The sequence below is a fragment of the Ammoniphilus resinae genome (assembly GCF_017873965.1).
Lineage (GTDB): Bacteria > Bacillota > Bacilli > Aneurinibacillales > RAOX-1 > Ammoniphilus_A > Ammoniphilus_A resinae.
On record NZ_JAGGKT010000003.1, the window covers coordinates 232,049 to 254,480 of the forward strand.

28 protein-coding genes are annotated in these 22,432 nt (G+C 41.9%); 17 read left to right on the forward strand and 11 right to left on the reverse strand.

Going from position 1 to position 22,432, the window contains the following annotated elements; all coding sequences use genetic code 11:
- Nucleotides 1–120 precede the first annotated feature (120 nt).
- The 4 genes from J2Z37_RS08280 (at nt 121) to J2Z37_RS08295 (ending at nt 4,599) form a co-directional block, all read left to right on the forward strand.
- Nucleotides 121–801 carry a TerC family protein gene (locus J2Z37_RS08280; protein WP_209809772.1) on the forward strand — a complete coding sequence of 227 codons (681 nt, stop codon included), beginning with the start codon at nt 121–123 and terminating at the stop codon, nt 799–801.
- Between the two features lie 379 nt (nt 802–1,180).
- The gene (locus J2Z37_RS08285) at nt 1,181–1,813 is read left to right on the forward strand and encodes a TetR/AcrR family transcriptional regulator (protein ID WP_209809773.1); all 633 of its coding nucleotides are present in this window, start codon (nt 1,181–1,183) and stop codon (nt 1,811–1,813) included.
- A gap of 47 nt (nt 1,814–1,860) precedes the next feature.
- Nucleotides 1,861–3,606, forward strand: a complete 1,746-nt coding sequence (locus J2Z37_RS08290) for a putative bifunctional diguanylate cyclase/phosphodiesterase (protein WP_209809774.1) — start codon at nt 1,861–1,863, stop codon at nt 3,604–3,606.
- Between the two features lie 153 nt (nt 3,607–3,759).
- Nucleotides 3,760–4,599 carry a protein-glutamine gamma-glutamyltransferase gene (locus tag J2Z37_RS08295; RefSeq protein ID WP_209809775.1) on the forward strand — a complete coding sequence of 280 codons (840 nt, stop codon included), beginning with the start codon at nt 3,760–3,762 and terminating at the stop codon, nt 4,597–4,599.
- A 256-nt stretch (nt 4,600–4,855) separates the two neighbouring features.
- Here J2Z37_RS08295 and spoIIP read toward each other — a convergent pair whose 3' ends face one another.
- Nucleotides 4,856–6,016, reverse strand: a complete 1,161-nt coding sequence (spoIIP, locus tag J2Z37_RS08300; protein WP_209809776.1) for a stage II sporulation protein P — start codon at nt 6,014–6,016, stop codon at nt 4,856–4,858.
- Nucleotides 6,017–6,052: 36 nt separating this feature from the next.
- Here spoIIP and J2Z37_RS08305 point away from each other — a divergent pair, with 36 nt between their 5' ends.
- The 3 genes from J2Z37_RS08305 to J2Z37_RS08315 all read left to right on the forward strand — a co-directional run bounded on the left by J2Z37_RS08305 (nt 6,053) and on the right by J2Z37_RS08315 (nt 7,511).
- Nucleotides 6,053–6,199 (forward strand): hypothetical protein, encoded by a 147-nt coding sequence (locus J2Z37_RS08305; protein WP_209809777.1) that lies wholly within the window; start codon nt 6,053–6,055, stop codon nt 6,197–6,199.
- An 11-nt stretch (nt 6,200–6,210) separates the two neighbouring features.
- A complete protein-coding gene (locus J2Z37_RS08310) occupies nt 6,211–6,702 on the forward strand; it encodes an acyl-CoA thioesterase (protein WP_209809778.1) in 492 nt (163 codons plus the stop codon).
- Between the two features lie 146 nt (nt 6,703–6,848).
- Entirely contained in the window at nt 6,849–7,511 is a 663-nt protein-coding gene (locus tag J2Z37_RS08315) for a Crp/Fnr family transcriptional regulator (RefSeq protein ID WP_209809779.1), read from the forward strand.
- Between the two features lie 58 nt (nt 7,512–7,569).
- On the opposite strand, the gene J2Z37_RS08320 is transcribed toward J2Z37_RS08315, so the two are convergent.
- A complete protein-coding gene (locus J2Z37_RS08320) occupies nt 7,570–7,719 on the reverse strand; it encodes a hypothetical protein (RefSeq protein WP_209809780.1) in 150 nt (49 codons plus the stop codon).
- A gap of 204 nt (nt 7,720–7,923) precedes the next feature.
- Here J2Z37_RS08320 and J2Z37_RS08325 point away from each other — a divergent pair, with 204 nt between their 5' ends.
- A complete protein-coding gene (locus J2Z37_RS08325; RefSeq protein ID WP_209809781.1) occupies nt 7,924–8,979 on the forward strand; it encodes a M20/M25/M40 family metallo-hydrolase in 1,056 nt (351 codons plus the stop codon).
- Between the two features lie 30 nt (nt 8,980–9,009).
- Here the strand turns inward: J2Z37_RS08325 and J2Z37_RS08330 are convergent, their stop codons facing one another.
- A complete protein-coding gene (locus J2Z37_RS08330) occupies nt 9,010–9,777 on the reverse strand; it encodes a sulfite exporter TauE/SafE family protein (protein ID WP_209809782.1) in 768 nt (255 codons plus the stop codon).
- Nucleotides 9,778–10,061: 284 nt separating this feature from the next.
- Between J2Z37_RS08330 and J2Z37_RS08335 the strand changes: the two genes are divergently transcribed.
- On the forward strand, nt 10,062–10,319 hold the full coding sequence (locus J2Z37_RS08335; protein WP_209809783.1) for a hypothetical protein: 258 nt from the start codon (nt 10,062–10,064) through the stop codon (nt 10,317–10,319).
- A gap of 17 nt (nt 10,320–10,336) precedes the next feature.
- Here J2Z37_RS08335 and J2Z37_RS08340 read toward each other — a convergent pair whose 3' ends face one another.
- Together J2Z37_RS08340 and J2Z37_RS08345 are read right to left on the reverse strand one after the other, a co-directional pair.
- Nucleotides 10,337–10,987: a YczE/YyaS/YitT family protein gene (locus tag J2Z37_RS08340; RefSeq protein ID WP_209809784.1), complete on the reverse strand. Its 651-nt coding sequence runs from the start codon at nt 10,985–10,987 to the stop codon at nt 10,337–10,339.
- A 104-nt stretch (nt 10,988–11,091) separates the two neighbouring features.
- The gene (locus J2Z37_RS08345; RefSeq protein WP_209809785.1) at nt 11,092–11,349 is read right to left on the reverse strand and encodes a DUF3889 domain-containing protein; all 258 of its coding nucleotides are present in this window, start codon (nt 11,347–11,349) and stop codon (nt 11,092–11,094) included.
- Nucleotides 11,350–11,577: 228 nt separating this feature from the next.
- Between J2Z37_RS08345 and J2Z37_RS08350 the strand changes: the two genes are divergently transcribed.
- Nucleotides 11,578–12,087 (forward strand): hypothetical protein, encoded by a 510-nt coding sequence (locus tag J2Z37_RS08350; protein ID WP_209809786.1) that lies wholly within the window; start codon nt 11,578–11,580, stop codon nt 12,085–12,087.
- A gap of 76 nt (nt 12,088–12,163) precedes the next feature.
- On the opposite strand, the gene J2Z37_RS08355 is transcribed toward J2Z37_RS08350, so the two are convergent.
- The gene (locus J2Z37_RS08355; RefSeq protein WP_209809787.1) at nt 12,164–13,615 is read right to left on the reverse strand and encodes a hypothetical protein; all 1,452 of its coding nucleotides are present in this window, start codon (nt 13,613–13,615) and stop codon (nt 12,164–12,166) included.
- A gap of 316 nt (nt 13,616–13,931) precedes the next feature.
- Here J2Z37_RS08355 and J2Z37_RS08360 point away from each other — a divergent pair, with 316 nt between their 5' ends.
- The 5 genes from J2Z37_RS08360 (at nt 13,932) to J2Z37_RS25790 (ending at nt 17,327) form a co-directional block, all read left to right on the forward strand.
- Nucleotides 13,932–14,510 carry a 5' nucleotidase, NT5C type gene (locus tag J2Z37_RS08360; RefSeq protein WP_209809788.1) on the forward strand — a complete coding sequence of 193 codons (579 nt, stop codon included), beginning with the start codon at nt 13,932–13,934 and terminating at the stop codon, nt 14,508–14,510.
- A 54-nt stretch (nt 14,511–14,564) separates the two neighbouring features.
- Nucleotides 14,565–14,885 (forward strand): YbjQ family protein, encoded by a 321-nt coding sequence (locus J2Z37_RS08365; protein WP_209809789.1) that lies wholly within the window; start codon nt 14,565–14,567, stop codon nt 14,883–14,885.
- Between the two features lie 425 nt (nt 14,886–15,310).
- Nucleotides 15,311–16,015, forward strand: a complete 705-nt coding sequence (deoD, locus tag J2Z37_RS08370; protein ID WP_209809790.1) for a purine-nucleoside phosphorylase — start codon at nt 15,311–15,313, stop codon at nt 16,013–16,015.
- Nucleotides 16,016–16,116: 101 nt separating this feature from the next.
- The gene (locus J2Z37_RS08375) at nt 16,117–16,728 is read left to right on the forward strand and encodes an S-layer homology domain-containing protein (protein WP_209809791.1); all 612 of its coding nucleotides are present in this window, start codon (nt 16,117–16,119) and stop codon (nt 16,726–16,728) included.
- Between the two features lie 464 nt (nt 16,729–17,192).
- Nucleotides 17,193–17,327, forward strand: a complete 135-nt coding sequence (locus tag J2Z37_RS25790; protein WP_280922180.1) for a hypothetical protein — start codon at nt 17,193–17,195, stop codon at nt 17,325–17,327.
- Between the two features lie 62 nt (nt 17,328–17,389).
- Here J2Z37_RS25790 and J2Z37_RS26105 read toward each other — a convergent pair whose 3' ends face one another.
- The gene (locus J2Z37_RS26105) at nt 17,390–17,461 is read right to left on the reverse strand and encodes a YjcZ family sporulation protein (protein ID WP_209809842.1); all 72 of its coding nucleotides are present in this window, start codon (nt 17,459–17,461) and stop codon (nt 17,390–17,392) included.
- A 112-nt stretch (nt 17,462–17,573) separates the two neighbouring features.
- The gene (locus tag J2Z37_RS08385; RefSeq protein ID WP_209809792.1) at nt 17,574–18,020 is read right to left on the reverse strand and encodes a GNAT family N-acetyltransferase; all 447 of its coding nucleotides are present in this window, start codon (nt 18,018–18,020) and stop codon (nt 17,574–17,576) included.
- Nucleotides 18,021–18,236: 216 nt separating this feature from the next.
- Between J2Z37_RS08385 and J2Z37_RS08390 the strand changes: the two genes are divergently transcribed.
- Nucleotides 18,237–18,668: a cell wall hydrolase gene (locus J2Z37_RS08390; protein WP_209809793.1), complete on the forward strand. Its 432-nt coding sequence runs from the start codon at nt 18,237–18,239 to the stop codon at nt 18,666–18,668.
- Nucleotides 18,669–18,744: 76 nt separating this feature from the next.
- Nucleotides 18,745–18,948 carry a hypothetical protein gene (locus J2Z37_RS08395; RefSeq protein ID WP_209809794.1) on the forward strand — a complete coding sequence of 68 codons (204 nt, stop codon included), beginning with the start codon at nt 18,745–18,747 and terminating at the stop codon, nt 18,946–18,948.
- Nucleotides 18,949–18,988: 40 nt separating this feature from the next.
- On the opposite strand, the gene J2Z37_RS08400 is transcribed toward J2Z37_RS08395, so the two are convergent.
- From J2Z37_RS08400 to J2Z37_RS08410, 3 genes are all read right to left on the reverse strand, one after another.
- On the reverse strand, nt 18,989–19,570 hold the full coding sequence (locus J2Z37_RS08400; protein ID WP_245203659.1) for an SCO family protein: 582 nt from the start codon (nt 19,568–19,570) through the stop codon (nt 18,989–18,991).
- 217 nt (nt 19,571–19,787) lie between these two features.
- Entirely contained in the window at nt 19,788–21,227 is a 1,440-nt protein-coding gene (locus tag J2Z37_RS08405) for a sodium:solute symporter family protein (protein WP_209809795.1), read from the reverse strand.
- A 20-nt stretch (nt 21,228–21,247) separates the two neighbouring features.
- Nucleotides 21,248–22,411 (reverse strand): NAD(P)/FAD-dependent oxidoreductase, encoded by a 1,164-nt coding sequence (locus J2Z37_RS08410; RefSeq protein ID WP_209809796.1) that lies wholly within the window; start codon nt 22,409–22,411, stop codon nt 21,248–21,250.
- Nucleotides 22,412–22,432: the final 21 nt, after the last annotated feature.

Genomic DNA, 22,432 nt, shown 5'->3' on the forward strand with positions numbered 1-22,432 from the left:
TTTGTTGGCAACCTTGATGTTGTTTGCGAGACCTTTACCATATGGGTAAAGGTCTTTATTATTTTTATGGCCTTTACCAAACAGGTAAAGGCCATTTTTATTTTTAAAGGGGGATAATAAATGGAATTTTTGTCAACAGATTTTTTATCAGCGTTATTAGCAATCGTCGTTATTGATTTAGTATTGGCGGGAGATAATGCCATTGTCATTGGTCTTGCAGCCCGAGCTTTGCCGAAGGCACAGCAAAAGAAGGTCATTGTATGGGGAACAGTTGGGGCCATTATCGTTCGTTCATTATTAACCTTAGCTGTCGTCTGGCTTTTGCAGATTCCAGGACTGTTGCTCGCAGGAGGCTTGTTGCTTGTTTGGATTGCTTATAAACTGTTAGTAGAAGAAAAGGGACATGAAGATATGAAGGCTGGTGCGACCATGGCTAGCGCAATTAAAACAATAATTGTCGCTGATACAGTGATGGGATTGGATAACGTCCTTGCTGTTGCCGGGGCTGCACATGGCAGTTTCCTGCTGGTCGTATTAGGACTTTTGATTAGTGTTCCGATTGTGGTCTGGGGAAGTACGATCATCTTAAAATGGGTGGATCGCTTTCCAGCTATTATCTATATTGGGGCTGGTGTATTAGTTTGGACTGCGTCCAAGATGATCGTTGAAGAACCGATTGTCGCTGGTGTCTTCGCAGGAAATCCCATTCTTAAATGGACTTTTAGTATTGTATTAATAGCAGGTGTTCTTATCCTGGGGAAGAAAAAAAATCAAACAAAGGTTGTAGAGCAAGCTTCTTAAAACTTGTATCCATAAAGGGTATTGCTCTCTCCTCTCCTTTAAAGGAATAAAAGCAACCATCAAAAGGCCTCCAATCTTGGGAGGTCTTTTGTATTCGACAAAAAACTTTCTTTTTAGTTTGTTATGACAAACTTAACTGGAGTAAGTGACGGCGCTGGAAACTTATGCTAGACTTTACCTATAATGAAAACTTCCATCAAGAGAGTGTGATTCCAATATCCACATTGATGGTTAGTTGCACATACCTTGGCTTTTGTGGGCAGTTTATCCCCAGCTAACTTACTTTATTTCGTAAAGTTTTAAAGGGGGGATTCTGCCTGTTCATACCTAAATAAAGTACTGCTGACGGATTCGGATTCATTTTTAGGAGGTGGGGGACATGGCGTTTGCCCATTTCAGGCGGCTTTCAGATGAGAAACAACGTGATATTTTGAACGCCTCACTGGAAGAGTTTGTGCAGTATGGTTATGATATGGCCTCAACAAATCGGATTGTTGAGAGGGCTGGTATTGCTAAGGGAACCTTATTTAAATACTTTTCCAATAAAGAAACCTTGTTTTTATATCTTTGTGAGCAATGTGCAGAGGAAATTGCCTATAGTTACGAAGAACAGCTCGATGATTTGCCGAATGATTTTATCCAGGCGATCAAGAGAATTGCCTTCTGTGAAATCACCTTATCGACGGAAAGACCAGAACTTTTTTATCTTTTCCAGCACATGGCTAAGCATCCTGGGCACCCGGTATACAGAAAGGTGATTGATCGGGACCGCGAAAAGACAAGTTTAGTAATGCAACGATTAATTCAATTGCTAGCTAAAAAACGTTTAAAAGAAGGCGTTTCTCTTGAAAGAATTTTGTTATTGATGACATGGGTGATAGAAGGTTTGAAACAAAAGATTTTTCTTGATACTGAGGGGATGAAGCAGATGACGAAGGAAGAATGGGACTGCTATGTGCAAGAAGAGTTAAATCAAACCTTTGATCTATTGAAGTGTGGTATATTCTCATAGCTCACATCCCGAATGCGGGATTTCCATCAGCATGAAAAGGGGGCAAGATGACTATTTCTTCCACGGTTGCGGCGAAAAAGAAAAGGAAAGCGAAGAGAGTAATCTTCAATAAAGTCACACCATCTTCTCAAAGGTATTTACAAAATATTTTCGACAGCTTCCCCCTTGTTGTGTGGTCGATTAGTATTACCTCTAAGGATGGGCCACAGTTTTCCCTCACCTGTGAACAGGTTTTGGGGTATACAGCTGATGATTTCAGAAGGGATCAAGGCTTATTTAAGCGGAGAGTGCATCCTGAAGATCTGAAAGAGGTTCAGCGTGGTTTTGAACAGCTGTTGCATGGATTCCCTGTAGAATGTCACTACCGTTTTCTACATCCAAATGGATCAACGATATGGATCTATGATCGGACTATCCCTGTTTTTGATGAGCATGGGGGGATAATTCGTTTAGATGGGGTATTGATGGATGTCAGTAGGCAAAGGCACGAAGAATTAAGAATAGCCGACCTTTCACGCATTGACCAAGCTACAGGACTTCCAAACAGCCGCGTGTTTCGTGAAGATTTAAGACGAATGCTGTCTACCCATGGGAATTCGAAACTAGCGGTCTTACTGATGAAATTGCTTCGTTATAATCAAGTGAACGATGCGCTCGGTCGCAAGGATGGGGATTGTTTACTGCAGATAGTCACCCAGCTGTTGCAAAAAGATACATCTTCACACCCCCTCTACAGACTTCAAGAGGACGAATTTGGAACAATTGTAACGGATGCAAATGTTAGTGAATTAGAACAATGGATGGTCCGTCTTCAGGACCAGTTTGAACAACCTTTTAAACTAAAAGATTATCTTGTTTATTTTCCTATACATATAGGGATGGCAATTTCTCCTGATGATGCAGCGGAATCAGAATCCCTCTTACAACTGGCAGAAATCACTTTGCATGAAACAGAGCGGGCAAACGAAAAAATTCGGCGCTATCGTCCGGGGATGAAGAAAATTTTGCAGCAGAGATTAAAGCTTGAGGGTGAACTTAGCAAAGCAGTCAGCGAAAACTCCTTTATTTTAAATTATCAACCCCAAATTAATTCGCTGACAGGGGAGTGGGTAGGGATCGAGGCGCTTGTCCGCTGGAAGCATCCAGAAAGGGGAATTGTTCCGCCCAAGGATTTCATTCCCATGGCAGAAGAAACAGGGCTTATCGTTCCCATTGGAAAATGGGTGTTGGAGACAGCTTGCAAGCAAAATAAAGCTTGGCAAGAGGCTGGTTTGCCAGCTATTCCTATATCCGTGAATCTCTCGATGAAACAGTTCATCCAGGAGAATTTAGTGCAAACTGTAGCTCAGGTTCTAAAGGATAGCGGTCTTGAGCCGAAGTATTTAAATCTCGAGATCACGGAAAGTATGACTGTAAATGTGGAATTTGCCCTAGAGAAGATAAAGAAGCTCAAGGAATTAAATATATGTATTAATTTGGATGATTTTGGAATTGGGTATAGTTCTTTTAGTTATTTGCAGCGTTTCCCTTTGGATAAAATCAAAATTGATCAGTTTTTTGTTCGGAATATTAAGCAACAGGCTAATGGGGAGGCTATCCTTCAAACCATTATCATGATGGCACACAAGATGAATCTAACAGTTTTGGCAGAGGGTGTAGAGACTGTAGAACAGCTGGAATTTTTAAAGGAGAATCAGTGCTTTGAAATCCAGGGTTATTTGATTAGTCCGCCTGTTCCCGCGGAAGAACTAACAGCACAGCTTATAGCAACAGGGAACGTACATATGAAATAGCCTATTCAGTAGTAGTACAAAACCTGGAACACATATAGTAAGAAGGAGGGACGATAGAGCCAAGATCAAGCAAATGGCCCTAAAGGACAACGATGAAGGGTTGATTATGAAACGGAGTTCACAAACCGAAAGATGAAGGAGGCTTGTGTCTACATGATTCAAATTGCGGAATCAACCATAGACATTCATTCACTTCTAAATCAATGGCCATTAAATCGGTTTCAGAACCAAATCGTTCGGAAAATGGCAGCAAGTCATATCACTTATCGGTATGCGTCCATTCAACATTTAATGTTTGAATTGCGTGTGAGAGGGTACATAGTTGAAGCTGCTCAAGCGCTAGAAAAAAGTGATGCGGGATTTGCAAATTTTAAGAATGCCCGCTGCAATCCATCGTTTTGGCGATTGACAGAAGAGGGGGGATTTCGAATTAGAAATGAAGTCGCTCCATCTTTAGGTATTCTAGATATCTTTCAAGATGGTGAACGATATGCTTTCGAATGCACAACTGCAATTGTGATTGTCTTGTATAAAGCAGTGCTAGATGCACTGGGGAGCGATATATTTGATTCGCTATTTGCTGGCCTCTACCTTTGGAATGGAAATTATGATAAAGATCTAGGGCTAAATAAATCCTATGAATTCGATGAGCTGCCGGGAGATGTTCGATACATCAAGAATCCCCAGGTAGATCCTGACGAAATGGAATGGCAGGGAGAAAACCTTGTTGTTTTAGGTGAGGGGAGTTATTACGGACACGGCATAGGGATTGGGGCTGTACAGAACATGATCGCAGAATTAAACCGCCATCGTGTCCCTAATGCCGTGGAATCCGCTTATTTGGTAGGGGAGGTTCTCAGGCCAGACTTTCAATACTTATCCTCCTATGGAAATAGGCAACAAGTCCATTTTGTCCTCGGACCGAATCATCAAGTTGTATGGGATCATTTACTTGTGGCACAGATTGGCTCCCAAGTATTCATTTATATCTAAAACGACAAACTTCGTCCAAACCACTCTTACATTTTAAGCATAAAATAGATTACCCAAAGGTCCTGCGAGCCATTTTTCTGGCTCTTTTTTTGATGGATATTTTATTTTTGTTCTCGGATTAAAAGCATGAAAGAAACCACCAATCCACTGATAAAGCAGGAAATAGTAATTTTCCAATCAAAGGCTGAAAACGACAGTAATGTAGAGAAAAAGGTGAAAAGAAGCCAAATGAGTGACTCTTTATTTTTCTTCATCGTTACATTTGTTTCTGAGTGGGAGTAGCAGGCGCATCTACCTTTTTGGCATCCTCAAAATAGAGATCGGCGATAATATCAGCCAAGGCTGAAGTTGTTCGCATGGATTCTTCTAATGTATTTTCAATTCCGCCAATCTCAATCAGGAGGCTGTTGGGTGAGATGGATTGGTTATACTCCCCATTCCCTTCTGCACTGCTTTTTGCATGTATGCCCCTTGAAATGTCAGGATACTTTTCATTTAATCGTTTATCAAAGGTTTCCGCAAGCTGTTGGTTTTTCTTCCAGTGAGCGTTCCCCTTTCCGATAACAAAGGCAATGCGGGCATAGGTTTTTCCGTCTATTGTCACGGTAGTGGATTTTCGAGTTGCGGAATCCCGGTGAATATCAATAATATAACCAATGTCTTTATTCTGTTTAACCGCAGCTTTTACCGTTTTTAGTGATTCTGCATAGGACAAGGTGTAGGACAATCCTGCTTTCTCAAGTCGTTTTTGGTGGTCTGTAGCATCAAAACTTGCTTTTATTCCACGTTTTTTTAGTTCTTCTTCCAACTGTTTGCTGACCATCATTACATTCACTTTGTCATCTGTTATAAAGGGTGGGTTATTTGCGGCAAATGTCCAAGATTCCGTATTATGCGTGTTATAGATAAACACCATCCGTTCTTTTTCCGGGGCCGCAACCATTTTAGGATCATCCTTTTCCGTCTTTTCTTTTGTTTCGCTTTCCTTTATTCCAGCTTCTTGTTCGTTTAAAGCGATCGTGGGTGCTGGTGATTCAACAATATAGTTTTGTTCGTATGCCAGGGTGGATGACTGAATTTGTTTACCATTGTATGTCGATAGCCCCGGAATCTGACTGGAAAAGAACGTGGTTAAATCCATCGGGTTAAGGCTTGTCAATGTTTCGAAAAGATAAAGCGATAAAGGCATGGGTGGATCTTCTGAATTAAAGGTTTTAAAACGCAAATAGGGAATTTCTGTTTCCAGTGCTTCAACGATTACCTTTTGGGAGATCTGCGATACGGCTTGTCTCATAGTGGGTGAAGTGTTTGCAAAGGAATGCCCTACGAGCCATACGATAGGTAGAATAAACAGTGTACAGATAAGGGAAGTCACGATTAAGAGATGTGAGAAGTTTAGTTCGTAGAATCTATTCATTTTGGTCACCTTCAAGTGTTTGTTTTCTATCATTTTATGAAGAAAGTCTGGAAAAATGCTCCTAAATATATCTTTTCATTAAAAGGGTTTGAAGGGAGTATTCTGCGGGAAAAATATCCTAAAAAGAGAGATTTCTCATTCGAGTCATGTTATGATGAAATTAATCGCAAAAAAAGAAAATAGGATGATAGATCATGAAAGGTATACCTACACATCAATCAAGAACGACTAGAACTTCTCTTGTTATGCCCCTTGACACCAACAATCATGGGACGATTTTTGGCGGAAAGGTGCTTTCTTATATCGATGAAGTTGCAGCTATATCGGCCATGCGTCACTGTCAACAATCTGTCGTGACAGCATCAATTGATTCAGTTGACTTTTTAAATCCTGTTAAGGAAGGGTATGCGATTCATATTGAAGCATTTGTTACATGGACAGGTCGAACATCAATGGAAATATTCGTGAGAGCAGAATCAGAAAATCTACTTACAGGTGACAGACAACTCACAACTACATCCTTTTTGACCTTTGTCGCAGTGGATAAGGATGGAAAGCCAGTTCCAGTCCCCCCCGTGATCCCAGAAACCGAGTGGGAACAGGAGTTAAATCAGTCGGCTGAAAACAGACAACTGAACCGACGGAATCGAAAGAAAATCTATCAATTAAGTGGTATGAAAAAATAAAAAATGCTTCAATCGAAGCCAGATCCTTTTGTCGGGCTCTTGGTTTCGTACATAGTATAACGTGTTAGGCACTGCTAAATATCGGACGTTTTAACGGGGGAGTTATTCGCTTAAGGAAATAAATCATTAGGAGGGGGTAGATTACAATGGACAACAAAAGTATTTCCACCTGGCTAGGTCAATTTCCAATGTTTAAAAGTTGCACCCAGGATGAACTCGAGCAGCTGGCTAACTTATTGTTATTCAAGAAAGTGGAGCGAAAAGATGCGCTTTTTTATGAAGGGGAACCTTGTGATATTATCTACTTTGTGAAAAAGGGACAGGTCAAGGTTTATAAAACAACTGAGGACGGGCGTGAGCAGATTGTTAATATTTTAACGGCCGGGGACATGCTGCCACATGTAGGATTGTTTGGGGATAGTGCATATCCGGCGACTGCGGAGGCTTTGGATGATACGGAAGTGTACTTTCTATACGTAAAGCCATTTACGACTTTTATCTCACATAACCCAAGCATCTCCATCAAATTATTACAAGAGATGGATGGGAAAATTCGGGAAATCCAGGCCAGATTATCCAATGTTCTAAATAAAGATATGCGCGAAAAAATTCTCAGTGTTCTTCTGTCCTTGGCAAGAAGCAAAGGGACGCAAACGGATAGTGGATACCAGGTGGATCTCGAATTGACGCATCAGGATATCGCGGATATGGTAGGAACGACAAGGGAAACGGCAAGTCGAATTTTGGGGCAATTGAAGAGGGAAGGCCTGATTCGCATGGAAAACCATGTGATTTCGATTAAAGAATAGCCCCCCTTGTTATCTCCCAATACAATTAGGTGAAAAGGGCGTCGTGAAGCGCCTTTTTTTATTCTTTGTCGTTTTGATAAATACGGTTGAAATATTCTTCTACAAGCTTACTCGCAAAGTTCCCCAAACCATTTTCTGACTGCATTCTGGTTATAAATTCTTCCAAATTAATGGGTAAGCGAGAATCCTCATCACTTTTGTAAGTCATGATGTACGCACCTTCCTTTATTCAGCGGAGTGACTACAAATTTATTATAACGGAAAATAATGGATTTGTGAGGTTTTCGACAAAACTAGTACTTGTTCGATTAGTTTGGTGAAAAACAAATTGCTAGGGATATATGATTTGAAGAGGATGAACTGGGAATGGTATATAATGGATTAATTCTTACTTAAGCAAAGGAGAATGATTATGGAGAAGGAATCAAAAGCTTTTCTTATGGAGTTGCTTAGGACCCCATCGCCATCAGGCATGGAGATGAAAATTCAAAAAAAATGGATGAACTACGTGAAAGAATTTGCTGATGAAGTACGCACAGATTCAGCAGGAAACGTGATCGGCATTATAAATCCGCATGCCCCTTTCAGGATCATGCTTGCTGGTCACTGTGATGAAATTGGAATGATTGTCAGCCATATAAATGATCAGGGGTTTGTATATGTCGATAAGGTAGGTGGGATTAGTCATAAGCCAGCTATTGGCATGAAAGTCGAGGTATTGGGTGCAAATGGGACTATTACCGGTGTGATTGGGGCTAATGCAGAACACCATGGCGGGGTGAAGGACGGGTTTGAATTCTCTGATCTATTCATTGACTGTGGAGCAAGAAACAGGGAGGAAATCTCCAAGCTTGTACAGGTGGGGGATTTTGCTGTATATAAGCGAGAGGCTGAAATTTTGCAGAATGAGAGACTAAGCGGCAGGGGGCTGGATAATCGGACGGGTGCATTCATTGTCGCCGAGGTGCTCAAAAGACTGTCTCATACGAAACCGCGTGTAGGTGTTTATGCTGTCAGTACAGTAAATGAGGAAACCAATATGGGTGGTGCTTATTTTGCGGGAGCGGGGATTAAGCCCAATATGGCCATTGCCTGTGATGTAACATTTGCCACGGATTACCCGGGAGTTGACCGTAAGCATGGGGATGTAAAGCTTGATCATGGGCCTGTATTAGCCAAAGGGGCACCAATTAACTGGAAAATCAATCGTTGGTTGGAAGAAAGCGCCAAGCGTTTGCAGATGGATATTCAGTACGAGCTCACCCCCCGAAGAACAGGAACAGATGCTGATCAAATTCGCTTGACGGGACTAGGAGTCCCCATTGCCCTTGTCTCTTTGCCTCTTCGTTATATGCATTCTCCAGTGGAAACGGCAAGCTTTAAGGATATAGATCAGGAGATCGACTTGCTTACAGATATGATCCTTCAGTTAACTGGGAAGGAAAACCTTCACCCCGTAGAAGATTAAAGAGATAGGAATGATTCCTATCTCTTTTCTTCAGATTAATTTGATTCCGCTTAATAAAATTAAAGTAAGTATGGTATAACGCAATACCGTGGTTGGCAACCGAGTAGATAGAATGCTTCCCGTAAGTACACCTGGAATGGACCCGATCAAAAGTTGGAATACGATAGCATAATGGACATTGCCGTAGCCCATATGGGTTAATCCCGCGGCACTAACAAGAAAAAGCGCATGGGCTATATCCGTCCCAACAATTTCCTTCCCGCTAAGCTGAAAGAAATACATAAGGGCAAGTGCAAACAAGGAACCACTTCCGATCGATGTGAGCCCAACGATAAAACCAAGGACGATTCCAATTAGAACGGTAAGTTTTCTTTTAGAACTGTTCTCCATCTGCTGCCACCTATTTGGCTGTTTTCTTTTTCGATCCTTAACGTTTTTTATAATGGTAGCGATAGGAATGAGAATAAGCGCAAAACCCAAGGCTTCTTTAATTACTTGATCCGCGTTTCCAAATGTTTGTTCTATCCAATGCAGTAGATGTACAGCAATAATTGCACTTGGGACGCTTCCTAAGGCAAAATAAAATACGATGGACCACTGAATTGATTTTTGTCGCCAATGCTGTAAGGTCCCAAATACCTTTGTAATGGAGTTATAGACAAGATCAGTTCCTACCGCAATAATGGGTTGGATCCCAAACATAATTAATATAGGTGTGAGCAGGGCAGCTCCTCCAACCCCCGTCAGGCCCACCAGTAATCCGACGAAAGCACCAATCAACACCAGACCTAAATCCATAATCGTCCCTCTCTATCTGTAGTTCATAATTAGATCATATGGACTAATGCTGATAGGGGTTCACAGTTGGAGGAAATTGGGCTTACTCCGTTTATCTGCCTATTGCAAAACATATAATAAAGTTGCCGGAAGTTTTAAAGGATAATTAAATGGTTTGCGAAGGTGTGAGGGTTCGACGAAGTTTGCAAACCAGCATTGGAAGCCCTAAAGGACAACTATATGGTTTGCGAAGGTGGTGAATACTCGACGAAGTTCGCAAACCAGCATTGGAAGGAGGAGGGGGAGTGTTAAGTCATTACTTAAATCAAAAGGTGTCGATCTATTATTCGGATGGAACAAAATTATGTTCACATAAAGGTACGATGAGCCACTATGATGCTAAGCACAATTTGGTGAAGATGTTGTTGGAAGATAGGGAAGTGATCTTTCCATTAACCGCAATTACTAAAATTGAAGTCAAGCGAGAAGAAGAATTTGTGAAGGGCTTGGAATTGGATGAATTAACAGAATGTTATGAGCACCGCGGCCATGATTTTTGGTAAAGGTAAAAAGAACCGACCTACACATGCGAGATCGGTTCTTTTTGCTGGGGCGCGGTTCTTACCTTTGTGACTCGGTCCAAAAATTTTCGATGGAAGATTAGGGAGCGCTGGAAGATCGGGCTTAGAATAAATGTATAAATAAACGTAACAATAAAAATGGGTCCACCAAGCAACAGTCCAACGACCAGAATGATACTTTCCACAATAATTCTCGCTCGACTTACTGACATCCCGGTTTTATCGGAAATAGACAGCATAAAGCCATCTCGGGGTCCTGCTCCCAAACCCGCTGCTACATACATGCCTCCTCCGATTCCGACAACAATAATGCCAAGAAGGAGATAGGGGTAATCTATCCACGTATGTGTTGCTCCCGGAAGAATACTAAGCCAAAGAAAGAAGTCCATAATTGGCCCGACTAATAATCCATTGAAAAAGGTTCCAAGGCTAATGTATTGGCGATCCAAGATCAAGGTTATACAGATTAGTGACAATCCTGTGATAACATTCCAAGTTCCAATTGATAACCCGAAGTGGTCGTATAAGGCCACATTTAGCACATCCCATGGATGCAATCCAAGGTGTTTGACCTGAACAGCAATTGCGAGTCCTAATCCAAATAAAATAAGTCCAAAAAAGAACATAAAATATCGAAGTAATAAATTCATTGTTTTCCCCGTTCCTCCAACTAATTTCCAGTTATACCTTTTTCTGTGTATTATAATCCTTATTTATATTTTCGGGTAGAGGGCAACTGTATTTTGGAGAATATCTATGAAGTTTCCTGGAAGTGAATGGTTCTGAATTTGCCAGATTGGGATTCAAATTGTATTGTAACAAGAACCCCCCATTCCCGGTGACCTTCCCTTAACCAAAGTTTAAACACTTCCTGCGAAACACTCCCCGTTACTGGCGTCCTCCCGACATGCTGATAATCGATAATCTCTGCCCGTGGATGCTTTTTTTTCGTTTCCACCATCGCCAGCCGCCCCCATTTTGCGTAAGAGGGTTCTTCAGCAGTTACCTCCATTGGGATAAGCAAGGGGAAATGGAGGGGAGTAATACTCAGAAGCAAGGAAAATAACAAATGGATTCTCATACTTATCTATTTCCTTCCCAAATAATTATGCTTTATTATCCCTTCTAACTTTAAAGATGATTCAGTATTCCATCTTTTACCGTAAGACATTGGTCATTACTCCTAAAAAGAAGGAAATCCTAGTTAAAGAGAATATCATTCATTTTGAGGAGGTTCTGTATGACTGGGAAATGGTTAAAAGCAACTCTCATGGCGCTCGTTGCAGCCGCGGTTATGACTGCGTGTGGATACGGAGAACCCAATCCACGTTCTTATATTTCCTATAGTGATCCAAATGAACATGATCAAGATGCAGAAAGAGAGGCAAGGGTAGGGAAATTCGGAACAAGCAATTTGTTTGGGGTGAAAAATTCCAGCAGCATCTCTTCGAGGATTGAAAGTACAATAAATGCTGGAAATCTTCACGGAATAGAAGTTTTGGTCTTGGGTGACACCGTTGTTCTAGGTCAGCATAAAGGAACTGCAAATGGCCCTACGGATCTAGTGAAGGCTAAACAGCATGTTAATCAATTGTTGGGTAGCGGGGTTAGGACAATGGTCGTGAAAGACCAAACGACGATCCACTTAATGGAAAAGGTAAAAATTGATCTACATTCTGGTTCCGGGCACCCTAAAAGCACAGCTTCAAATATCACTCGGATTCTAGAGAAGGCAGAATGGATGAGATGAGAAAGTGCCTCGGTGTTCCAACCTATCACAAAAAAAAGTCCGGTGTGCTTTTCACACCGGACTTTTTCACTACTACTTAGTGGCTATACCCACCTTCACGAGCAATATCCTGACGAACCTGCTGTGCGTTGGTTCCTGCGAAACCAGGGCTCATCATGGAGCCGGAACCGCCCATCATGCCAGCATTCATACCCATTCCTTGAGCAAGATATCCGGCTTCACGAGCTATATCCTGACGAACTTGCTGTGGATTAGTTCCAGCGAAACCAGGACTCATCATGGAGCCGGAACCGCCCATCGTGCCAGCATTCATACCCATTCCCTGAGCAAGATATCCACTTTCGCGGGCGATGTCTTGTTGAACTTGCTGTGGATTAGTTCCAGCGAAACCGGGGCCCATCATAGAACCGGAACCGCCCATCATGCCAGATTGCATGCCTAAACCTTGTCCGATGTATCCACCTTCACGAGCAATGTCTTGGCGAACTTGCTGTGCATTAGTCCCAGCGAAACCGGGGCCCATCATAGAACCGAAACCGCCCATCATGCCAGGATTCATACCCATTCCCTGAGCAAGATACCCACCTTCACGAGCAATGTCTTGGCGAACTTGCTGTGCATTGGTCCCAGCGAAACCGGGGCTCATCATGGAACCAGAACCGCCCATCATGCCAGGATTCATACCCATTCCTTGAGCAAGATATCCACCTTCGCGAGCGATGTCTTGCTGAACTTGCTGTGCATTGGTCCCAGCGAAACCGGGTCCCATCATAGAACCAGAACCGCCCATCATGCCAGGATTCATACCCATTCCTTGAGCAAGATATCCACTTTCGCGGGCGATGTCTTGTTGAACTTGCTGTGCATTAGTCCCAGCGAAACCGGGGCTCATCATGGAACCAGCGCCACCCATCATGCCAGATTGCATGCCAAAACCTTGTCCGATATATCCGCCTTCGCGAGCGATGTCTTGCTGAACCTGCTGTGCATTGGTCCCAGCGAAACCGGGGCTCATCATGGAACCAGAACCGCCCATCATGCCAGGATTCATACCCATTCCTTGAGCAAGATATCCACTTTCGCGGGCGATGTCTTGTTGAACTTGCTGTGCATTAGTCCCAGCGAAACCGGGGCTCATCATGGAACCAGCGCCACCCATCATGCCAGATTGCATGCCAAAACCTTGTCCGATATATCCACTTTCGCGGGCTATGTCTTGTTGAACTTGCTGTGCATTAGTCCGAGCGAAACCGGGGCTCATCATGGAACCAGCGCCACCCATCATGTCAGATTGCATGCCAAAACCTTGTCCGACATATCCACCTTCGCGGGCTATGTCTTGGCGAACCTGCTGCGCGTTAGTCCCAGCGAACCCAGGGTTCATCATGGACTGTGGAGAAGCTTGGTAACCTGAAAAGCTTTGCATGCCAAACCCTGGTGTCCCACCTTGAGCGCGGAATCCGCCATCTTGTGCAATATCTTGCCTTACTTGCTGTGCATTTGTACCTGCGAAACCTTGTTGAAACATCCTAACCCCTCCTTAGAAAGATAATGATACTAATGGAACCTGTTGGTATTATTTAGCAAAGTTAAAAAAACTATGCATAACGCAAAAAAGGTTTTTAAATCTATGGACACTAAAAAAAGCATCTAAAATTCTGAGGTCACATTACTGGGTTTTCCAGTTTGCACGTAAATGTTCCCCAAGTTTCGATGTGAATTTAAGAATTTCGATCATTAACAACATTTAATTCATCTTTTTGCAATTACATCATATCTTTAACATACAGAGTTAAAGAAATGAAAAAGGTTCACTGTCAAGGGACTTCAGGAAGGAGATCGGCATGACCAGTTTTCAATCAAAAAAGGTATTATTATTGGATATGGATGATGTCATTGTGGACCAAACATTTACGTGGATTAAACGTTTATATGAAAAGACGGGTGTTCTTTATCATCGGGAAAGTTTAACGAAATGGGACCTTACCACTGTATTGCCAAGGGAAGTAGCACAAATGATCTTTGAAGAAATCAATCGGGAACCAGGCTTTTTTCGACAGCTTCCGGCAAAAGATGGAGCTATTGAAGGTATTCAGCAATTATCGCTTTATTATGATATCGTCTTTGTCAGTGCTGGTGAGCATTACGCTTATCGTGATAAATATTTATGGCTAGAGGAAAACCTCCCTTCTTTAGGAAAACCTAATCTAGTGTTGACACACCGAAAGGACCTTGTCCTGGGGGATGTCTTGGTGGATGATGGACCACATAATATTATAAAATCCCCGGCAAAACTTAAGATCATCTTTGACCATCCTTGGAATCGGCATTTGCAGGATTTTATTCGTGTTTTAGACTGGAAAGAGTTGACAAAGATTCTTTTGGCGAAGGATAATAAGATCTTAAGGAGATCCACAGGATAAAAAAATAATTTCAATAATTAAATGACCCAAACCATGTGAAAGATGGAGGATCTTATGATAACGGTAACAACTGAAAAAATTCCAGGATACAAAGTAACGGAAGTAAAAGGACCGGTTTTTGGATTAATAGTACGCAGCAGGGGAATCGGCGGAGATATTAAAGCTGCTTTACGCGGCTTGGTTGGCGGGGAAATTCATGAATATACAGCAATGTTGGAGGATTCTCGTAAACAGGCTATTGATCGAATGGTAAAGAATGCTCAAGCCATGGGAGCAAATGCGATCATTATGATGAGATTTGATTCCGGTGAAATTGGTCAAAACATGAGTGAAATACTTGCCTACGGCACAGCCGTTATCGTAGAAAAGGAATAGCGAATGGGCTGGGTAGTTGGGTACGTTGGTCTGCAAATTCTTTTATTTATCATATTACTATTAGGCTCTTGGCTAATTTGGGATAAACGATTTTCGAAGCGTCATGGAGAAAGTATTCCCCCAGGTTTCCAAAAAACGGAGGAAGTGAATATTGACCCAGTTACCGGGAAAACTCATAGAGTTTACTATAACCCCAAGACGGGAGAACGTTTTTACCGCTTAGAAAAGTTTTAGTTCAATAAATTAAAGTGAACAAACTTTACTATCGGCATGGAAAGCTTCCTCTAAAGAGGGATACCTCTTCTTCGAATGGGCTTCAATAAAAGCTTTTCTTACAAAGAAGAATAAGCAAATAAGCTGCCTGTAAGCAAGATTAGGGCGGCTTATTTTGAGGTGTAGTTAAAATGTGAAGGGAGAAAGATCTAGTGAGCGTACATATTGGTGCAAAAGAAACAGAAATTGCTGAAAGCATATTATTGCCTGGTGATCCTCTTCGTGCAAAGTATATTGCAGAAAATTTCTTAGAAGGTGCCATGCTATATAATGAAGTACGTGGTATGTATGGATACACTGGCACATATAAAGGAAAGCGGGTATCGGTGCAAGGGACAGGGATGGGGATTCCATCGATATCCATCTACACCCATGAATTAATTCACCAATATGGAGTAAAGCAATTGATCCGTGTGGGGTCATGTGGCGGCGTGCAACAGAATATTAAGATCCGGGATGTGATATTGGCTATGACTGCTTCGACCGATTCTTCAGTTAATCGGCTGGGATTCAAGGGAATGGATTATGCGCCGGCTGGGAGCTTTGAACTTTTACAAAAAGCCTATAGCGAGGCAGCCAAAAAGGGCATGGATGTACATGTTGGCGGTGTATTTACTAGTGATACATTTTATAATGATGACCCTGACCGGATTAAGCTGCTGAATGATTACCGAATTTTAGCAATTGAGATGGAGACCTCTGCTTTATATACCATTGCTGCAAAAGCAAAGGTTCAGGCCTTGTCTATTCTTACTGTCAGCGATCACATTGTAACTGGAGAAGAAACATCAGCAGCGGAAAGACAAAATACATTTAACGAGATGATAGAAATCGCCTTAGAAACCGTTGTTCATTAACTTCCACAGTTTCCCATCTGATATCTTGCTACTCTCTTTGAAACTTTTCGGGGAATATGTTAGTTTAAAAGAGTTAAGGAAAACCAAAGGGGATAAGAGAGATGGGATCTTGGAAGAAAAAATTCTTATTATCAGTTTTACTTACAAGTTTTTTAAGCACAGGACCGGCATTCGCGGCTCAAAATTTTAAGGATGTATCTTCGACCTATTGGGCGGCTGACACAATCCAATGGGCAGCAGAGATGAATATGATTAATGGATACCCAGATGGTACCTTTCAACCAAATAAACAGGTAAGTGAAGCAGAATTCCTAGCTATGCTGATCAAATTTTATGCCAAAGATATTGAACCAACTAAAATAAAGACCCATTGGGCTGATGATTATTATTTTTTTGCTGCCGAATATAACTATATTACTAGTCTGAGTAATCGTGACACTCCAATTTTGCGGCAAACGGTAGCTGAAATTCTCTGTGGTGCAAACGGAAAAAATTATACAGGTGAACAAGCTGTTCAATATTTGCTAGCCAAAGAATGGATCTCAGGAAAGGTTGCGGGCGCTGCAACCGTTCCATCATTCGCAGGAGAAGACCCTTTGACAAGAGCAGAGGCTGTTGCTTTTATTAAAAAAGCTTATGACGGGGGGCTTATCGAATTAAAGAAAAGACCAATCGAAAGTTCGAACCCTAATGAAATTCCGTTTATGGACTAAGACGCCTAGTTTAATAGACATCAGCCTTTTTTACTAGAAACCGTGATATTCGCACTTCCCCAAACCGCATTAGCACATATTGTAAAAGGGAAATGAAAAACCTTTTTAAAGGGGGAGCCGAATATGGGATGGAAAAAACGTAAGAAGTGCTGTAAAAAACCTCATTGTGGATGCAAGAGTTCTCACAAAATGGGATGCTCTACACACACTCACTATAAGCATTACAAACACCACCATTACTACACCCTGCACCATAACCACTGTAAGCCAAAGTGTAAGGACAGCTGTGATTACGGCCACATGATGAATGCTTATCCTAATGCTAACGCCTGGCATTTTGACTCCCAAAATTAAAAATTCTTGCCAAAGTTTTCAGGTAGTAAGAAGAGTTTTGTTCACTTTAACACTTTAGTGAACGTGAACTTTCTTAAGCGAAAAACCCCATTTTGGGGTTTTTGCCCATCATGGGAAGGAAATCTCTGCAACTGGACTTAAACGGAGGGATGGTCGTGGGGTTTAATGGATTTGGTGAACGAAATGAATGGTTATGGTGGATTATTGCTTTGTTCGTACTATTTGCTTTATTCATTGATGACTAAAAAATAGTTTAATCGTCCTTCAAGGGGCGAGTTTTTTTTTGAAAATAAAAAGACAGACCGGACTAATTACCCGCTCTGCCTACAATAACAAGCAAAATATAAAGAACTAGAATGGTAGTGAATTGTCTCCTCATAACTCACCTCTCCCAGCCAACCATCAGAAATCGTAGAGGTTTTTTCTTTGTCTTTGTATCTTATTCGGAAAATGGTTGGATTGATCTAGGTGTGTTCCCTTTTTGCTACCAATTAGTGTGTTTCTGCAAAGATTCTTTTTCCATCTTTCCACTTTTCCTTCAGCATCGTTTGATTACAACCAAAACCCATGATGTCGAATCCGTATTGATGGTCGATATGCCGAAATCCGCATTTGTTCCAGAAGTTCAAGCTGTCACCGCAGCTATCTAGAAAAACAGTATAACCGTGTTGATCAGCCCAATCCTTAATCTGATCAACAATTTGTGTTCCTACACTTTGACCGCGGTGTTGTTTAGGTAGGCGAAGCAAACCAATAAACAAAATATGGTGCTCTTCATCCACATAGATGTCCAGAATTTTGTTGTCTGCACCGAATCCTGGATCAAACATTACTTCATCAGAATTTATCGTTATATGTTCAACATCCTGCATGCCAATATGAACAATCTGATTTTGTTCCAAAATCTCTCCGACAATGGGGATAAATGAATACATCATGATCACCAGCTTTTATTATTTAATACACCCCTATTGTGGCTAAATCCATTCAATAAAGCAATGATTGAAAACGGTTTAGTTTGTGTCAATTTCCGTACATTTAAAAATAGGCTTGCCTACGTCGGTTGGAATCCCAGGGACTAGTAGATGACCGTCACCCGCAGGGGTGTAGTGAAATATCCTATGGGTAGAATCCTAAATAAATGAGGTGGAATTATGGCTGTAGTCAAGTCAACAGCAGATGATGTAGCCATGTTGGCAAGGTTGCTTCGTGCAGAGGCAGAAGGTGAAGGGGAGCAAGGAATGTTAATGGTTGGCAATGTTGGTGTCAACCGAGTACGAGTAGATTGTTCAGATTTCAAAAATGTTCGAACAATCAGACAGATGATTTTTCAAAGTCCGGGAGGATTTGAGGCCGTTCAAAAACCTTATTTTTATCAGAGGGCGCGTGAGAAGGAAAAACGTTTGGCAAAACGAGTGATTAATGGAGAAAGAATACACCCTGCAACCTATAGTCTATGGTATTTTAGACCGGAGGGTAACTGTCCTAATGAATGGTGGGGGCAGCCGTTTGTTGCTCGTTTTAAAGCCCACTGTTTTTATCAGCCGTCAGGAGCTACCTGTAGTGATGTGTATAATACCTATTAGAAATTTCCCTTGATTAAAGCAAAATCCACCCTTATAGTAGGTCATAGATATGGTTAAGATTAGAGGGGATAGGATAATGAAACTAAAAGATTGGGAAATCTATCAGAAAACAATCCGGCAGGCTGTGCCAAACGAACAAGGGATAAATCTGCAACAACACACGCCACCAATTTCTTCAAAAAAAATGGATGAACTTCGTAAAACAGTAGATGAATTTGAAAACCTGCCGGAGGAGTATGTGGTTTTGGCAACCAACATCCTTAAGCAATTTCTGAAATAAGCGAAAAGGAATGTCCATGTAATCGGGACATTCCTTTTTTCTAATCAGCTAAAATTTCAATATCCTGCAATAGCTTTTGCTCTGTGTCTTGATCTAAGGATCCATAAAGTTTGACAATGGTACCACTTTGATCAACCAGAAAAAAGGAAGTCCCATGTCCGAATTCACCTGTAGCTGGGTCTTCAGTAACCGCTGATTTAAAAGTATCAACAGAGTATTTTTTAATTTCCTCTGGCGTGTACCCGGTTAGAAAATTCCATGTGGATAGATCAGCGTCAAACCTTTGCGCAAATTCTTTTAAAACTTCTGGTGTGTCTCGAGTAGGATCCACACTAAAAGATACAATCGAAACATCAAAACCTTTTTCTTTTAACATATCCTGAATTGAAGCTAGGCGGGCTGTCATAGGTGTGCATACTGTTGTACAGTTAGTGAAGATGAAATCAGCAAGCCAAATTTTCCCCTTCAGGTCTTGGGTGCTAAAAGGCTGTCCATCCTGATTTGTTGCGGTAAAATCCTGAACAGGCCAGTTCACTGGGTTCTCTATTTGTTTGCTTCCGCAAGCTGTTAGCAGCATAGCAATTAGCACTGCGAGGAGACCCATTTTCTTGCGTATAGACATGATAAGCCCCTTTCTATTAAATTTATTTAACTATTACTTTAACGAGCCTTATGTGGAAATGCAATATTTAACAAAGAAATGTCACGGAATAGTTGTATCTTTTGAGTGGGGTATGGGTAAACCTTCCCATGGCTATTAAATATAAAGAAAAAATGGGGGGAACGGAATAAAGTTTCTTTATTCTAAAGAAAGAACCCGGCAACCACCGGGTTCACTTCTAAACTGTATGATCCATTTTATTATCTTCTGTTTTTTGATGGGAGAGAGGCGTCAATAGGGAAACGATAATTGTTAATAAAAAGGAAATCGTAATCCCGTATAAAATCCCCAACCACAAGGAGAAGATTGAACCTGTGATAAGACCTACACGTGCGCCCCACGGAGAGAGTTTACTGTTCTGCATTCCCATGGTAAACGGTGTCGCACGAAGGCGCTTCCACAATAAACCTACTAACAGAACGGGAACTACACCACCACCAGCCATTGTATATGCCAGAGAAAAGAGTCCGATTATGGAATCCGCCCATATAGCTGTTACGACAGCAAAGATCCCTACAATTAAGACACACCATCGGGTTAGTTTAACAAGGTCTTGATCCGTCTTGTTCGGAGCAAAGGGGCGAATTAAGTCGTTTACTACGATAACCGCCGCAGAATGCAGTAATGAGTCTGCACTAGACATTGCTGCCACCAAGATTAAGGTGAAAATAAGTACCGTTGCAAACAAAGGCATCTGTTCCATTATCATCCAGGCCATTGCATGATTGGCTTCCAAATTGGGATTAAGAGCTTTCGCTACCATCCCAACTAAGGTGGTGAGAATTGTGAAAACAATAACGATGATTCCACTATATAACATCCCTCTAGTTGCTGTTTTTCCGTCGCGTGCGGCGAAGCAGCGCTGCCAGTACATTTGTGCGGCAAGAATACCGAAGCACCCGGTAATAAACTTCGTGATTACTTCGCCAAAGGATAGATTCATTGAAGCTAGTTCGCCAGCTCCAACGGAAGTAAGCTGCAATTTCAATTCAGTAAGACTCCAGTTGACGGGAGCAAAGGCCATATAGTAAAATGCTACCCCTAAAATAACCACGAGAACACCCTGGATAAGGTCTGTCCATACGACGGAATAAATTCCTCCTAAGCAGGTATAGATAATAAATATAGCTGAGAAGAACAGAATGATGGGTAGCGGATCCGCTCCGGTAAAGGCAGCGAAAATTTCACCAAGACCTTTTCCTTGGCCCGCGATCCAGGAAATCATAATTGATGCGGTCAATATACCAATGATCGCGCGGGAGACCTTGTCGCGAAATAAAAGGTCATCCATTAGTTCAGCGATTGTTATATAAGTAAAGCGGCCTGCAAAACCAGCGAAAAGCAGAGCAAAGATAATCTTGGATCCCTGTTCTCCGACGACAAAGGGAATATTGGCATAGCCGATTTCATATCCTTTCGCCCCATGGCCGATAAAATTTCCGACGCCCATAATCGACGAAATATCCGTAAATAGGATCATAAAAAAGGGAAGTGTACCACCGGCAATGGCATAATGTAAAAAGCTAGTGCTAGCTGAATCCTTTGTTCTAATAGATATAATAAGAAAAACCAAGCATAAAATAATGGTAACTATCCACGTTAATTGGGTTAAAGTCAAACGGAAAACCTCCTAATTTTTTATAGCAAGGCTGCAAATCGGTTTAATGTTAAATGCTGTGTAAAATGAGCAAACTGATTGTCTTTACTCACCAGGCTTGCGACAATTTGCCCTGTTATTGGGGCGAGGGCAATCCCATCCCCTTCATGCCCTGCCGCAATATAAAATCCCTCTACATCTGGTGATTCCTGCAGAATTGGCAGTCCATCGCCTGTCGAAGGGCGGAACCCAACCATTGTCCTTATCATTCGAATCCCTCGAAGTGAGGGAATAATCCGACATGCATGTTCAGCAATGGATGCATAGATTTCTGGTGGAACGTCTTTTTGAAAGCCAACAAATTCTCTGCTACCCCCAAGCAAGAGATTGCCAGACTTGGTTTGACCTAGAGATAAACCAATTCCATAAGGGTTATAATTCTCCGATAAATGAGCGAGATGCTTGGAAACAATATATTGTGCGCAAAGCAGGTTTCCTCTTAATATAGGAGGAACTTTTTCCGAGATAAAGATGACACCACGCCGTGGAACAATTGGGATCGATAAACCAACCAGTTTGCCGATGGCGGGAGCAAATGGACCCGCTGCATTAATCACGGTCTCCGTTGCAATTTCTCCTAGATTGGTTTTGATTTTGGCTACCCTCCCTTGAATGCATTCGATTCCTTGTACTTCTGTATGGGTGAGTATTTCTGTGCCATTCCGCCTGGCTGCCTTTGCAAAAGCTTGCGATAGCAATAATGGATTAACTTCTGCATCAAGCTCGCTCCAGGTGGCACCGCGCATATGATCAGCAAGTACCGGTTGAATTTGTCTTGCTTCATAGACATCCAGTAGTCGGATTGGAATTCCGGCTTGCTGTTGTTTCTGGACGAATTCCTTCATTGTACTGAGTTGTTCCTCAGACTCAATAGCGATCATTCCGCCACATTGTTCAAATTCGATTGATTCTCCCAATTCATGTTCCAGTTGCTTATATACTGCTAAGCTTGCTTTGGCTAATTCCAAATGGACACCCGGTTTCTTTGATTGTAAGAAAATGGCCTTGTCACAGGAACCAGATGTTGCGCCACCGATTGCTCCTTTCTCTATGAGGATTGTTTTAAGACCTTTTCTTGCTAGTCGAAATGCGATAGATGTGCCGATGACTCCGCCACCGATGACGACTGCGTCTGCCGTTTTCATAGGTTCCTCCTTTAGTTACAC

Coding starts and splice junctions, on each gene's coding strand:
- J2Z37_RS08280 (WP_209809772.1), top strand. CDS start 121: ATGGAATTTTTGTCAACAGATTTTTTATCAGCGTTATTAGCAATCGTC.
- J2Z37_RS08285 (WP_209809773.1), top strand. CDS start 1,181: ATGGCGTTTGCCCATTTCAGGCGGCTTTCAGATGAGAAACAACGTGAT.
- J2Z37_RS08290 (WP_209809774.1), top strand. CDS start 1,861: ATGACTATTTCTTCCACGGTTGCGGCGAAAAAGAAAAGGAAAGCGAAG.
- J2Z37_RS08295 (WP_209809775.1), top strand. CDS start 3,760: ATGATTCAAATTGCGGAATCAACCATAGACATTCATTCACTTCTAAAT.
- spoIIP (WP_209809776.1), bottom strand. CDS start 6,016: ATGAATAGATTCTACGAACTAAACTTCTCACATCTCTTAATCGTGACT.
- J2Z37_RS08305 (WP_209809777.1), top strand. CDS start 6,053: ATGAAGAAAGTCTGGAAAAATGCTCCTAAATATATCTTTTCATTAAAA.
- J2Z37_RS08310 (WP_209809778.1), top strand. CDS start 6,211: ATGAAAGGTATACCTACACATCAATCAAGAACGACTAGAACTTCTCTT.
- J2Z37_RS08315 (WP_209809779.1), top strand. CDS start 6,849: ATGGACAACAAAAGTATTTCCACCTGGCTAGGTCAATTTCCAATGTTT.
- J2Z37_RS08320 (WP_209809780.1), bottom strand. CDS start 7,719: ATGACTTACAAAAGTGATGAGGATTCTCGCTTACCCATTAATTTGGAA.
- J2Z37_RS08325 (WP_209809781.1), top strand. CDS start 7,924: ATGGAGAAGGAATCAAAAGCTTTTCTTATGGAGTTGCTTAGGACCCCA.
- J2Z37_RS08330 (WP_209809782.1), bottom strand. CDS start 9,777: ATGGATTTAGGTCTGGTGTTGATTGGTGCTTTCGTCGGATTACTGGTG.
- J2Z37_RS08340 (WP_209809784.1), bottom strand. CDS start 10,987: ATGAATTTATTACTTCGATATTTTATGTTCTTTTTTGGACTTATTTTA.
- J2Z37_RS08345 (WP_209809785.1), bottom strand. CDS start 11,349: ATGGAGGTAACTGCTGAAGAACCCTCTTACGCAAAATGGGGGCGGCTG.
- J2Z37_RS08350 (WP_209809786.1), top strand. CDS start 11,578: ATGACTGGGAAATGGTTAAAAGCAACTCTCATGGCGCTCGTTGCAGCC.
- J2Z37_RS08355 (WP_209809787.1), bottom strand. CDS start 13,615: ATGTTTCAACAAGGTTTCGCAGGTACAAATGCACAGCAAGTAAGGCAA.
- J2Z37_RS08360 (WP_209809788.1), top strand. CDS start 13,932: ATGACCAGTTTTCAATCAAAAAAGGTATTATTATTGGATATGGATGAT.
- J2Z37_RS08365 (WP_209809789.1), top strand. CDS start 14,565: ATGATAACGGTAACAACTGAAAAAATTCCAGGATACAAAGTAACGGAA.
- J2Z37_RS08375 (WP_209809791.1), top strand. CDS start 16,117: ATGGGATCTTGGAAGAAAAAATTCTTATTATCAGTTTTACTTACAAGT.
- J2Z37_RS25790 (WP_280922180.1), top strand. CDS start 17,193: ATGGGAAGGAAATCTCTGCAACTGGACTTAAACGGAGGGATGGTCGTG.
- J2Z37_RS08385 (WP_209809792.1), bottom strand. CDS start 18,020: ATGATGTATTCATTTATCCCCATTGTCGGAGAGATTTTGGAACAAAAT.
- J2Z37_RS08390 (WP_209809793.1), top strand. CDS start 18,237: ATGGCTGTAGTCAAGTCAACAGCAGATGATGTAGCCATGTTGGCAAGG.
- J2Z37_RS08395 (WP_209809794.1), top strand. CDS start 18,745: ATGAAACTAAAAGATTGGGAAATCTATCAGAAAACAATCCGGCAGGCT.
- J2Z37_RS08400 (WP_245203659.1), bottom strand. CDS start 19,570: ATGTCTATACGCAAGAAAATGGGTCTCCTCGCAGTGCTAATTGCTATG.
- J2Z37_RS08410 (WP_209809796.1), bottom strand. CDS start 22,411: ATGAAAACGGCAGACGCAGTCGTCATCGGTGGCGGAGTCATCGGCACA.